At 70.6% G+C, this 12,148-nt stretch carries 12 protein-coding genes and 2 pseudogenes; 5 read left to right on the top strand and 9 right to left on the bottom strand.

What is annotated here, in order from left to right; all coding sequences use genetic code 11:
- The first annotated feature begins 169 nt into the window (after nucleotides 1-169).
- Nucleotides 170-980: pseudogene (locus tag IEZ12_RS36575) on the top strand (helix-turn-helix domain-containing protein).
- Between the two features lie 1,176 nt (nucleotides 981-2,156).
- Entirely contained in the window at nucleotides 2,157-2,573 is a 417-nt protein-coding gene (locus IEZ12_RS36570) for a hypothetical protein (RefSeq protein ID WP_189278631.1), read from the top strand.
- Between the two features lie 231 nt (nucleotides 2,574-2,804).
- Here IEZ12_RS36570 and IEZ12_RS36565 read toward each other — a convergent pair whose 3' ends face one another.
- The 4 genes and pseudogenes from IEZ12_RS36565 to IEZ12_RS36550 form a co-directional block, all read right to left on the bottom strand.
- A complete protein-coding gene (locus IEZ12_RS36565; RefSeq protein WP_229848680.1) occupies nucleotides 2,805-4,079 on the bottom strand; it encodes a phage tail sheath family protein in 1,275 nt (424 codons plus the stop codon).
- Between the two features lie 326 nt (nucleotides 4,080-4,405).
- Nucleotides 4,406-4,822, bottom strand: a complete 417-nt coding sequence (locus IEZ12_RS36560; RefSeq protein ID WP_189278627.1) for a hypothetical protein — start codon at nucleotides 4,820-4,822, stop codon at nucleotides 4,406-4,408.
- 278 nt (nucleotides 4,823-5,100) lie between these two features.
- On the bottom strand, nucleotides 5,101-5,478 hold the full coding sequence (locus IEZ12_RS36555) for a hypothetical protein (RefSeq protein ID WP_189278625.1): 378 nt from the start codon (nucleotides 5,476-5,478) through the stop codon (nucleotides 5,101-5,103).
- Nucleotides 5,479-5,955: 477 nt separating this feature from the next.
- Nucleotides 5,956-6,135, bottom strand: a pseudogene (locus IEZ12_RS36550) (LysR family transcriptional regulator); the annotation flags it as partial.
- Nucleotides 6,136-6,280: 145 nt separating this feature from the next.
- On the opposite strand from IEZ12_RS36550, the gene IEZ12_RS36545 reads away from it, so the two are divergent.
- Complete coding sequence (locus tag IEZ12_RS36545) at nucleotides 6,281-6,577, top strand: muconolactone Delta-isomerase family protein (protein WP_189278623.1); 297 nt, start codon at nucleotides 6,281-6,283, stop codon at nucleotides 6,575-6,577.
- 76 nt (nucleotides 6,578-6,653) lie between these two features.
- Nucleotides 6,654-6,929, top strand: coding sequence for a hypothetical protein (locus tag IEZ12_RS36540; RefSeq protein ID WP_189278621.1), 276 nt, complete (start codon nucleotides 6,654-6,656; stop codon nucleotides 6,927-6,929).
- A gap of 37 nt (nucleotides 6,930-6,966) precedes the next feature.
- Here the strand turns inward: IEZ12_RS36540 and IEZ12_RS36535 are convergent, their stop codons facing one another.
- The 5 genes from IEZ12_RS36535 to IEZ12_RS36515 all read right to left on the bottom strand — a co-directional run bounded on the left by IEZ12_RS36535 (nucleotide 6,967) and on the right by IEZ12_RS36515 (nucleotide 11,565).
- Nucleotides 6,967-7,638 (bottom strand): DUF1963 domain-containing protein, encoded by a 672-nt coding sequence (locus IEZ12_RS36535; RefSeq protein WP_189278619.1) that lies wholly within the window; start codon nucleotides 7,636-7,638, stop codon nucleotides 6,967-6,969.
- 248 nt (nucleotides 7,639-7,886) lie between these two features.
- Entirely contained in the window at nucleotides 7,887-9,152 is a 1,266-nt protein-coding gene (locus IEZ12_RS36530) for a delta-60 repeat domain-containing protein (RefSeq protein WP_189278617.1), read from the bottom strand.
- A gap of 3 nt (nucleotides 9,153-9,155) precedes the next feature.
- On the bottom strand, nucleotides 9,156-10,076 hold the full coding sequence (locus tag IEZ12_RS36525; protein WP_189278615.1) for a hypothetical protein: 921 nt from the start codon (nucleotides 10,074-10,076) through the stop codon (nucleotides 9,156-9,158).
- 20 nt (nucleotides 10,077-10,096) lie between these two features.
- Nucleotides 10,097-10,327: a hypothetical protein gene (locus IEZ12_RS36520; protein ID WP_189278613.1), complete on the bottom strand. Its 231-nt coding sequence runs from the start codon at nucleotides 10,325-10,327 to the stop codon at nucleotides 10,097-10,099.
- A 212-nt stretch (nucleotides 10,328-10,539) separates the two neighbouring features.
- Complete coding sequence (locus IEZ12_RS36515; RefSeq protein ID WP_189278611.1) at nucleotides 10,540-11,565, bottom strand: helix-turn-helix transcriptional regulator; 1,026 nt, start codon at nucleotides 11,563-11,565, stop codon at nucleotides 10,540-10,542.
- A 93-nt stretch (nucleotides 11,566-11,658) separates the two neighbouring features.
- Here IEZ12_RS36515 and IEZ12_RS36510 point away from each other — a divergent pair, with 93 nt between their 5' ends.
- Nucleotides 11,659-12,057 carry a VOC family protein gene (locus IEZ12_RS36510; RefSeq protein WP_189278609.1) on the top strand — a complete coding sequence of 133 codons (399 nt, stop codon included), beginning with the start codon at nucleotides 11,659-11,661 and terminating at the stop codon, nucleotides 12,055-12,057.
- Nucleotides 12,058-12,148 lie beyond the last annotated feature (91 nt).

The following is a 12,148-nucleotide window of genomic DNA, read 5'->3' as shown; positions in this document are numbered from 1 at the left end:
GACGCTCCGCCGACAGCACCTGCACACCCAGACCAACGCCGCCCAGCCCACAGGGTTACGAGACAGCCTTTAGCCTGGTGCCGTGAAGTCCGCCGCCGAATCACCACCCGACTGGGCGTCGGTGGAGGTCGCCGTGCCCCGGCAGCCGGGCCGGCTGCCGGGGGTCGGCATGGCCGGGTTCCGCCAATGCGCTCCGGCGCACGTGGACATCGCCATGGTCGCGCACCCCTCGGTCACCCTGTTCGTGCGCCCGGTGCCAGTCCGGCGACGGCCTCGTCCACGACGCCCACGGCCGGCGCGGGCGCGGCAGCACAGTCGCCGGACTGGCACCGGGCGACCTTCGGCTCGGCGGCCGGGCGGCCGGCGGGATCGCGTGCCTCCAGATCCGGTTGTCGCCGCTCCTGGCGGTTGCGGCGTTCGGCGCACCGACCGACCTCAGCGGGACGGTGGTCTCCCTGGAGGATGTCTGGGGCCGTGACGCCGGGCGAGCCGAGGAAAGGCTGCGGGCCGCCGCGTCGTGGGACGAGCGGTTCACGATCGCCGTGGACGCCCTCGGCCGACGGATGAACACCCGCCCGTCGCCCGATCCGGAGGTGGCCGCCGCCTGGCGGCTGATGCTCACCAGCCGGGGACGGGTGCGCGTCGACAGCCTGGCGAACGAGGTGGGATGGAGCCGCAAGCGCCTGTGGTCCCGCTTCCGGTCCCAGATCGGCCTCACCCCCAAGCACGCCGCCCGGCTGGTGCGCTTCGACCACGCCGCCCACCTTCTCGCGGCGGGCAACGCCGCCGCCACGGTGGCGGCCGCGACCGGCTACGCCGACCAGGCCCACCTCCACCGCGAGGTCAAGGCGTTCACCGGGGCGACACCCACCGCCGTAGCCGCTGCGCCGTGGCTCGCCATCGACGACGTCGCGTGGCCAACCTCGTCCGCGGACCCGACACCGCCGACGACTCCGACCCGCCGGGTTCCGGCAAGGTGACCCCCGGCTCCGCGTGCCTGCCGAGAACGACCGTGTCAGGTACAGCGAGAACCGGACCATGAAAATGGGATCAAACCCCACGTACGGGGCAAACGTCGCCGCTCAGAGCACGACGCGGTGAGAATCCGACAGCACGAACGAGAAGCTGCGAGAATCCGACAGCTTCAATGCGACAGGACAACCCGAACGCCGCCGAAGACGACCTCTCTGAGCCCGGCGGTCAAACTTCGATGAGACAAACCCTCGCAGGTCGAACTTCGGTGAGACGAGTCAACAGACTGACCTCTGGCAGGTGATCATGACTGTCTGGCTCGGCGCAGTCGGCACCTACCGCCGAGCAGGCTTCGTCTGCCCGGTGCGAGCGCGGTTCCGCTGCCCGAACCGCTCGATCAGACCCAGAGCGAGATCGACCGCGCCAGCCACCGCGAACACCGCCAGCACCAGCCGCTACCACCACGGCGCGTGCCCCAGCAGCGCCCACCCCGAGGCCGCCGCCACGACGGCGGCCCTCCACCACAACGCCCGCTTCCACCAGCCGAACACCGAGCCCCCAAGCTGTACGGATCCTGACGACCGCGCACTCTACGCCGCCCCACAACCCCCCGAGCGTCCTGCACAGCGCACGGACCGGCCCCGCCCCTGACGAGCGCGCCAGCCACAGGAGCAAACCTCCAGCCAGGAGAGGTAGTCGGCCTGGGCGAAGGCCAGGACTTCGCCGGAGCAGTCACCGTTCTCGGTTCAGATCAGGGCCTGGGCGGCCACCACGGTGCGCGGCCCGGACGGTGCCGACCGAACCGCGGCCGTGTCGAGGTCGAAGTAGGCCGTGCCGCATCCGCACGGACAAGGCCCGTGCACGCGGAGGTGGGGCATCTGGGCGCGGAGCGCCAGATGAACCGGGTCGTCATCGCCGAGGAGTGCGTCGAGCACTCGGCAACGTCGGAAGGAAGGTGCTCAGCCACGTCCGCACCGCACCTGACCTGTGACGTCAAGGTTCGATGAGCGGGATCTCGGACGGTCGGACTCCGATGAGACTGGTCAGATTCCCCTGACAGGTGACCTTGACCGATCGACAGGTGAGTTTGACCGATCCGGAGAGCCGGACGCCTCGCCGTCGCTGGTGGCCGTTACAGGCCGGCCGCTCGGATGAGTGGCCTCTGGGACTGCGAAGATCGGCGGATGGTGCGCGTAGGTGAGTTCTTCCTTGCAAAAGACGACGAGTCCGCCCTGCGGGTGGGCCCACGCCGCAGTCACGACTTCCCGGCCGTACCGTGCGACGGCATCTACCCCGATGACGCGGTTCTGCGGTGGGAAGCCCAGCTGACGGGCGCCAGGAGCACCCTGCGCGACGTGGTGCCCATGGCCAACGACGGATTCACCGCCTTCGTCGTCCCCGAGCCGCTGTGCAGGGCTCTGGCCGCTGCGGGAGGAGCCCGGCTCCGAGCCGCAGCTCGTGCGTGGGCCGAGGCGACCTCCGAACCGGACGACGAGATCTCGCCGGCCGACGCGGCAGACCTCCTCGAACGTGTGGCAGCCCTGGCCGGCAGTCGCGCGGAGGAGCGCCTCGACCTGTACTGCTGGTACTTCGCTCCCTGACCCCGCAGCATCGACATCCTGCCCTACCGAGCGGCAGGGCAGGCCCACCTCCCCCGGCACCGGTCAACATCACCTGTCGGAAACCTGGCACCAGTCAAGATCACCTGGCAAACGGTCAAGATCGCCCGTCAAAGACAAAGCTGATGACCCATCTCATCGAAGTTTGACCAGTCTCACCAGACTTTGACCGGATGTGTCCGCCCCGCCGGGGCGGGGCGGACAGGCCGGCCGTCAGGTGGTCGTGCCGCTCTGGTCGGCGATCTGGGTGATGGTGAAGTGGACGAACTCGGCGGGGCGCACGGGTGCGACGCCGATGTCGCAGACGACCTTGCCGTCGTCCACGGTCTCGGCCGTGTTGTTGGTGGCGTCGCAGATCACGTAGAACGCCTCGTCCGGCGTACGCCCCACAAGGGCGCCCTGTCGCCACTGGTCGGTGAGGAACGAGGCGACGGCGTGCCGCAACGTGGCCCACAGCCGCTCGTCGTTGGGCTCGAACACCGCCCACGTCGAGGACTGGCGGATGGAGTCGGAGAGGTAGGACACCAGGCGGCGGACGTTGAGGTAGCGCCAGTCGCGGGTGGTCGACCTGGTGCGGGCGCCCCACACGAGCAGGCCCCGGTCCGGGAAGACGCGCAGGCAGTTGACTCCCTTCGCGTTCAGCTCACCGTGCTCGTCGTCCGTCAGAATCGTTTCGATCTTCAGCGCGCCGCGGAGGTTCTGGTTGGCGGGGGCCTTGAAGACGCCGCGTTCGGCGTCGGTGCGGGCCCAGACTCCCGCCAGGTGGCCGCACGGCGGCACGGTGCGCTCGACGGCGTCGACACCCGGGACCGTGATCCATGGGTAGTACAGGGCGGTGAAGGCGGCGTCGTCGGTCTCGGGTGAGGCGAGCGTGTCGGCGAACGCCGCCACCTGGGCCGGGGTCAGGCCGGGCGGCGGGTCGAGGATCGCCAGCCGGTTGCGCTGCTCGGTGCAGTGCTTCAGCACCTCGGCCATCCTGCTGACGCCCGCGGCATGGTCGGGCGCGGGCACCTCCTTCTCGGCGGAGACGTCCGCGGTCATGTCCCAGAGGCTGGGCACAGCGACCATGGTGACCTCGGGCACGGCCTCCAGGCCGGCGAGGCCGCTGCGGGCATCCGTGTCCCCCTTGAGGGCCTCGGGCGAGACGGCGTCCTGCGGGCCGGTGAAGCCCACCACGTAGCAGATGTCCCCGCCGTTGGCGAAGAACCCGTAGACCGCCTCGGCCAGCGGCAGACACCGTTGCAGCGAATGAACGGTGGCCGGATCGGTCGCGTCCGCGAGGTCCTTGGCGATTGCCTGGACGCTGTAGCGGGCGGCGAACTCCCGCCAGCTGCCGATCTTCTGCGGAACGGCACGCTCGGCGTCGGTGAACGGCTGCGGGTTCGCGTCTGGGGCGTCGTCGCCGGAGGTCTTCGTGTAGCCGAGGAACGCCGGGACCGATGTGCCCGCTCCGGTGATCGTGCGTACTCCGCCGGAGGACTCACTCACGAAGACTCCTGGCGGCGTCGGGTCGGGCATCTGCTCTCCTTGAGGTGAGGGGACTGCTGCTTGCGCGCGGACGGCGAAGCCGTACCCACCCCACCGCAGCGCACCGCCCCGCCACCCCGTCGAGAGGACAAACCACCACTTCGGATGAAACCTCCGCGCCGGCCCTCCAGCCTGGCCCAGCAGGAGCCTGCGGTGCTCCCCCTCCCCTGCCGCCGGTCAAGACCAAGCGGCAGGAACCCGGCACCAGTCAAGATCACTTGACAAACGGTCAAAATCGACCGTCCCGTCTCAACGACGTTTGACCGGCTCCCGCTCCGGGGCCGGGGTCAGTCCGCAGTACAGCCCCAGTAGCCGACCGCAGCCGGCCGACCATCGCGATAGAGCACCGTGCAGCGGCCCTGCCCACGCCCGATCGGGTCAAGCAACCGGCGCTTTGCGGCATCCCACTGCTCGCGGGTCGGACGGCCGTCGGGAGCCCAGGCCAAGATCTCGCCCTGGGACAAGGGACGCATCACGAAGGGGACTTCGTCCTCGATGACGGCCAACTCGCAGAAGTCGAGCACCGTACCGGTGCCCCCGGTCGCGATGTACTCCTGCCACGCTTCGTCCTGCCACAACTCGACGATGCCAAGCCCCGGAAAACCCCGATCGTCCCGCACCAGCTCCAGGTCCTGCGCCTGCCGAAACGCCGCTGCCAGGTCCTCCTGGTACGGCCCGGTCATCGTCCACTCGTTGCCACCCACTGCAGCTCCTCCCCGATCGCCGCCCTTCGGCTTCACCGCAGGTTAGCCACCATCCCCGACAAGATCGGCTGTGACCATGCCGTGGACACCGACCCGACGGTCAGACTTCGGTTGGACAACCATCGACCGGTCGAACTCCGTTGAGATGGGACAACGTCGCGATCAGGCCCTCCACCGACGCGGCGAAGCCACTGTCCTCTGACAGTAGATCTTGACCGCTTGACAGATGATCTTGACCGCCCGACACCGGGGCGGAGCGCACCGTCGGAACCCGACCGTCAGGACAGCGGACCGACCAGCAGCCGGGCGGCCAGGTCGTGCAGCTCGGCCACCAGCTCCTTCGTCAACCCGCCGGAGTGCTCCTGTTGGTCCTCCGCGCGATACAGCCATCCGCGGACCGGCCGCAGCGGCGAGCCAGGGTCGTCGGCGGGGCACAGCTCGAAGCCGACCCGCTCGGCCGCCACCAACGGATCGAGGCGGCCGTCCAGCAGGTCCCGCAGGCAGTACCGGGCCAACGCCCGGTCTCGGCCCTCAACAGCGCTGGGCAGCCGCAGCACCGGCCAGAGTTCCTGCTCCACCTCGGCCAGCAACCGGCGCACCTCCAGAACATCCCCGCCGGACAGCACGCCGAGCTCCCACAGGCCCGGGGTGTCCACCCCGCCGGCCAGTGCCGCTCACGCAGCCTCCACCGCCGCGGCGACCGTCTCCGGATAGCCGGCCGGTCCCGCGCTCCAGCAGCACCCGGCGCAGCGGTTCCAGTGCCCGGTCCAGTTCCAGCTCCATGGCGCGGAGCGTAACCGCCCACCCCGGTACAGAGCGACACAATTTAATCCGGCGGCAGCCGACGCACTCCGCCGGCACGGCATCGCCGTACGCCCATGCAACAGCCTCCAACACTTCCCCCGCCACCGGTCAGGATCAGGTGACGGGAACCCCCGGTGGTCAAGATCGAACGGCAAACGGTCAAGGTCACCTGACAGAGGTCACCGGCCGGAGACAGATGGCGCACGCAAAACGCTCCCACCTGGGAAAACAGGCCTCTCATGACACGGATGAAACAGATGGACCAGGGCAAACGGACACCTGCGTACGGCGGCAAGCCCACCTGTCTCCACCTGCGTCCGGCACCTGTTCAGCGCCACCGAACGCCGGTCCCGGTCGAACAGCACCACCCCGAGATCCCGCTCCAACGCCTTGATCTGCTGGGACAGCGACGGCCCCGCGATCAGCAGCCGGGCGGCGGCCCGACCGAAGTTCAACTCCTCGGCGACCGCGACGAAGTACCGCAACTGGCGCAACTCCACGGCCCGCATCCTACGACCCCTGGAAGGCTGCGCCTCCCGGACCGGAGGACGCCGGTCGTGGCACCCTCCGCCCCACCGGCGGAGCATGGACAGCAGCGGTTCCGCCCCGGCCGCCCGGCTCGGGCCTCGCCCGCCGGAGTGGAGGAGCAGCGTCATGCAGGACTTCCTGGTCGAGATCACCACCGCCGTCCCCCCGGAGGTCCCCTCCGAAGAGGTCGACCGCCGCCGCGCCGCCGAAGCCGTCCGAGCCCGCGAACTCGCCGCAGCTGGAAAGCTGTTCAGGCTGTGGCGACCGATCGGGGAGAAGCGCAGCATCGGCATCTGGCGCGCCGGCAGCGAGGCCGAACTGCGCGCCGACGTGCTCGGCACCCTGCCGCTGTGGCCCTGGATGACCGCCGTCGTCACTCCGCTCGAACCCCACCCCAACGACCCGGGCGCGGCTTCCCACTGACAAACCGGACGGCGCAGTACCCCGCACGAATGCGACACGGATTCGGCGTTCACGCGGGCCGGCTGACCATCCCTAGATGGGGAACCAAGGTGAGCAGGTCTGGCCCACCGTCAAGCACGGGGTGGCCGTTTTCGGGGATCGTCATCACCTGGGCGTCGGCCAGGTGGACGGGTGGGTCGCCGAGGCCGACGAAGGCCACTCAGCCGTCAACGCCACCGAGGTGGTCCTCGACCCAGCCGACGGCCCGGTCGTCACGGACGACCAGGCACAGGTGGTCCCGGCCGGGCCGGCACAACGCAGCAGCCGGTTGCGGCTGTCCCACCTCAGCGCTGGGCGGGTGTCTGTCCTGTGACAGGTGATCCTGGGTGATGGCCTGGGTACCGATCGGCTCAGGAGTCCTGGACGAGCAGTCTGCCCCGGGCGCCGTCCTCGGACACGAAGGCGAACAGCCTCGGCGACGAACCGAGGTTGAGGTGGAACGGCACCCAGTTCGAGTCCAACTGCAGCAGCAGCCGCCAAGGGCCGCCGTCCGGCCACTCGTCGCCCTGGAAGAACAGCGGTGTTCCGCCGATCTTGTCGCCGTCGATCAGCTCGATGCAGCGGTCCCGGTCGGCGGAGGGCAGGGCTTCGAGTTCTTCGTCCGTCATGGGAGCGGGCTCGTCGGCGGGGCGGAGGTTGAGGGTGAACTCCACCTTCGACCCGTCGATGCCGTACAACCCGGGTCCGGTCGTCAGCGGGCGCACCGGGCCGGCGTGGTCGCCTCCCGGCTGGATGATCACCGCATTCTCGCCGCCGTCGGGGTCGATGATGTCGGGGTCGAAGAAGTCCTCTTCGTGATCGGCGTGGGTCACGAAGACGTAGGCCACCTTCCCGTGGCCGGCCGCTCCGATCACCGGGCCCAATTCGATCTGGGCGACGAAGCGCATCGGCCGGTCCCATGCCGCACTGATCGGCCACTGCGGGTCTGTCAGCCACACGGGCCGGCCGCCGAACTTGGTGGTCGGCGTGGAGATCGGCCGGTCGGTCGCGGAGAAGCCCTCGATGCGCAGTGTCCTCACCATGGCCGGCATCATGCCAGGCGGTAGCGACATCACTGCCGCAGGTCGCCGGGATCACCGAGGCCGCCGCCGACGGGGTCTCCGCTGTCCGTTGGCGCTCCACGTTGCGCCTGTGCGAGGCACCGAGCTTCGGGACGGAGGAGGGCGGCGCCCGCTGCGGGCAGGGTCTGCGCCTTTTGATCACGCGTTTTCGAGGAGCCCCTCGCTGTACGAGGGGCCCCTCGGTGGAGCGGATCGGCTGCCCGGGTGTGTCAGCTGAGGTAGCGGGCCGCGGCGAAGTTCAGCTGCGGCAGGATGCCGGTGGTCGCGCCGCCGATCACGACGATCTTTCCGCTGCTCTGCAGGCCGACGGCGCGCCCTCCGTCGCCGCCGTTGGCGAAGGTGGTGCGGACCCATCCGACGCCGGCGGCCCCGAAGCTGGTGTCGACCGCGCCGCTGGAGGTGAGGCGGTAGACGCCGAAGCTGCCGGCGACGGGGTCGGCGAAGCTGGTCAGGGCGTTGGTTTCGCCGATGAACCCGGCGGAGACGATCCTGTCGCTGCTGTCGATGACGATGCCGCGCACGCCGTCGGCGACCAGGGTGGGGTTGATCTGGGTCTTGCCGCTGGTGCCGAAGGTGGTGTCGAGGGCGCCGCCGGTGGTGTAGCGGGTCCATCCGGCCTTCACGTCGCCACTGAGGCCGACGGGGTCGGTGGAGTCGGTGTCGCCACCGACAACGATCTTTCCGGTGCTCTGCAGGCCGACGGCGAAGCCGAGGTCGTTGAGGCCGTTGAAGTCGGTGTCGGTGAAGCCGCTGCTCCCGAACGCAGTGTCGAGGGACCCGGTGGAGGTGAACTGGGCGACGAGGAAGTCGTCCAGGGTCGGGGTGGTGGTGTCGAACCCGGCGACGACGAACTCGCCCGAGGACAGCAGCGCGAGCGCGAACACGTGCCCGGCCGCACCGATGGACACCGATTCCTTGCCCGCGCCCCCGGCGAACGTGGTGTCGAGGGAGCCGTTGCCGTTGAGGCGGATCAGGCCCGGGTCCGCCCCGGCGACTCCGACACCGAGGATCTTGCCGGAGGAGTCGATGACCAGAGCACGTACCGCGTTGCCGAGAGTGGGGTCGATGCGGTGGGTGACAGTGCCCGGGACGCTGCCGCTCGGGTTGAACGTGGTGTCGAGAGCGCCGCTGGAGGTCAGGCGGGCGAACGCGATGGCGCCTGTCAGTTCCGAACCGGCGAATCCGCCGACGACGATGTTTCCGCCGGAGTCGATGGCCACCGCGCGGGCGACGTCTTCCGCGGCGGTGAAGTTGATGGTGACCATCCCGCCGGTGCCGAAGCTCGGGTCGAGGGCTCCGTCCTTCTTCAGACGGGCGATGCCCCAGTCGCCGGTGGCAACGGGGCCGACACGGCCGACGAGGACGAGCTTGTCGTTGGACTGGATGGCGAGTGCGTTGGCGATGGATTGCTGGCCGAAGTTCACGGTGACCGTTCCGGACGTGCCGAACGTGGTGTCGAGATCACCGGCGGTCATGGTTCACCTCGCAAGGAGTGTTCGAGTCGCCGACAAGCCTTCTGCCGCGACCGTGGAGTTCGAGAGTGCCCGTCCCGGCACCGGTGCTGCGACAGCGCAGAGATGCGTCCGAACGCGCTCGGGTGCGTGCGACGGCTTGCGGGACGTGTTCGCGCCCGATGAGAAGTGACGCATGAGGCCGGTGCTGTACGGCGCCGCCTGCTCCTGGGCGGCAGGCGAACGGTCGCCCCTCTCGTGGACCGTGGTCCGGCGCACGGCGTCGGCCCGGTCCAACAGCTCCTGGCGGGAGCCGGGGCCCTCCGACGCCCCGTCAACACCTCCGCGCGGAGGGACAAGCGCCGCAGCGACGACGTCCTCCCGGCGCTCGGCGGACGCCTTCCGGTACGCCCGCGACTCGCACGCCCGGTTGCAGCTCCGCTGCGGCCGGCCCCCGGCGGTGAAGCCGGCGTAGCCGCCTCCGCCGTTGAAGTACTCGGCGAGGGCTTCGCCGATGGTCTCGCGCATCTCGCTCTCGTCCTGGGCGCGGGCGAGGGCGGCGGCCTGGTCGCCGGTGAGGCCGAGGTGGACGTCGCGGGCGCGGACGGCGTCCGAGCCGCGGATGTCGAACGTGTGGGCGCGCCCGACCCGGGCGGTGATCCCGGAGTACGCGCCGAGCCTGGCCAGCTGCTTGGCCTTGCGCTCGCGGCCGCGCTCGGTGGTCTGCACCTCGACCGCGTCCAGGCGCAGCTTGTCCTGGTGGCGGCCGGCGGGGTGGCGGGTGCCGTCGATCCAGCGCAGGACGGTGCGCGGGGAGACGCCGTGGGCGGCGGCCATGGCCTTGGTGTTGCCGTCGTACTTACGCATCCGGACCTGTCCGGCCTGGGTGGTGGTCTGCGCGGGGGCCTTGCGGGAGGGGAACAGCGTCTCGCGGGTCCGCCCGAACATGCCCCCAAATCCGCCGGCCATCAGTTGTCGCCTTCCTGGTCGTCGGTCCCGGCGTCGTCGTCGGTGTCGGTGTTCTCGGTGTCGCCGGCCTGCTCGGTGCCGGTGGGGGTGCCGTCGGTGCCGTAGGAGTGGGTCAGCCGGGAGGGGTGGTGCTCTCGGCGTTCCATCGCCTCGACGGCGGCGTGGAGCGGGATGGACGCCTCGTGCTTGTGGCTGCCCGGGGCGATGCCCAGGCGCAGCGCGCCGGGCACGGGCGAGCCGTCGTCCTTGACCGGGAGGGCAGGTCCCCGGCCAGGTCCGTGCGGCGGCCGGACGCGTCGTCATCGCGATCGTGGCGGCTGCGGGGTACGGCGCCGGCCGGCACGGGCCCGGCCGCGGGATCGGCGGGAACCGCGGTCCCGGAGGCCGCCGGGAGGCCCGGGTGGCCGAAGCCCGGTGCTGTCTGTCGGCCCGGCCGGTTCCTTCAGTGGGCTGGGTGGTGCTGCGCGGAGGGTGCGTGGTCGGGTTGGCGGGCGCGGGAGGCGAGGCGATCGGCGAGTGCGGTGACGAGGTCGCGCAGTTCGTCGGGGCGCTCGATGACGAACGGCCGGTCGAGCAGGGCCAGTGTCCGCGCCACCCAGTCGAGCCGCTGCGCCCGGATCCCGACGCGCAGCCAGCGCTCGGCGGCCGGGTCCTGGCCGGCCGCGGGCTCGTGGTCCTCCAGGTTCGCGACGCCGGCGGGGAGGTACGCGCGGATCTGCTCGGCCGTGCCGTGGATCCGCAGGGCCACCTCGTGCCGGTACTCGGCCGTGGCGAATCCCGACAGCACGCGCTGTGCCGGCTCCGGACCGGCCGGTGCTTCGAACGAGCCGGGCAGGGTCCTCGCGGCGGCGATGCAGTCGAGGCGCAGGGTCCGGTCCTCGCCGATCCGGGCGTCTTGGCCCGTCACGTACCACCGGCCGGCGTGGGCGACGATCCCGTACGGGTGCAGTGTGCGTTCGCTGTGCCGTCCGTCGCGGTCGGTGTAACGGACAAGGACGGGTCGGCGGTGGCGCACCGCGTCGGCGACGGTGAGGAGGATCCCGGCGTCCGGGTGGTCCGGCTCGCCGGGCCGGTCCGTGAAGGCGAGGGCTTCCAGGAGCGTGTCGAGGCGGTGGGCGGTGCGCCGGGGAAGCACCCGCCGGATCTTCGCCGACGCCGTCTCGCTCGCCGTGCGCTCCGCCGTGGTGAGTCCCGCCCGACGGCCGGCGGCCAGGCCGAGCAGCACGGCCAGCGCCTCGTCGTCGCTGAGCATGAGCGGAGGTAGGCGGTAGCCGGGCGCCAGCCGGTATCCGCCGTAGCGGCCGCGCACCGATTCCACGGGCACGTCCAGGTCGATCAGCTGGTCCACGTACCGCCGTACGGTGCGGCCTTCGACGCCGAGGCGGTCGGCGAGTTCGGCCGTCGTGCGGGTGCCGCCCGACTGCAGCAGTTCCAGGAGCGTCAGCACGCGGCCGGTGGGTCGGGGCATGCCCGGCAGCCTAACGCGAATACCGGACCGGTTCTGTCCACTATTTCTCCTAGCCTGCGACGTGCACGCCTCAGCACGGCCAAGGAGATTTCCATGAACTTCGTCTCGATCCGCGTCATCACCGGCGACGTCGCGCGACTCGTCGACTTCTACGAGCGGGCCACGGGGGTACGGGCCGTGTGGGCCACCAAGGACTTCGCCGAACTCACGACCGCGGGCGCGACTCTCGCGATCGCCGGCGACCGCACCGTCGCGCTGTTCGCCCCGGGCTCCGCCCGCCCGGCGGACAACCACAGCGTGATCACCGAATTCCTCGTCGACGATGTGGACCGTGTCCACCGGGACCTGACCGGTTTCGTCACCGATTTCGTCAACGGGCCCACCACGATGCCCTGGGGCAACCGGTCGCTGCTGCTGCGCGACCCGGACGGCAATCTCGTCAACTTCTTCACCCCTGTCACCCCGGAGGCCGTCGAGAAGTTCGCGCGCTGACGCCGCGCGCAGCCCTCAGAAAGTGTTGGGTAATCGGGTGATCACTCGCTCTTGAGGTCGTCGGCGAGGCGGCGGGCTGCTTCGGTCTCGA

Origin of the sequence: Kitasatospora griseola (genome assembly GCF_014648555.1) — a bacterium.
Classification (GTDB): Bacteria; Actinomycetota; Actinomycetes; order Streptomycetales; family Streptomycetaceae; genus Kitasatospora; species Kitasatospora griseola.
The sequence above is the reverse complement of the archived record's forward strand: the minus strand, read 5'-3'. Positions and strand labels throughout refer to the sequence as shown.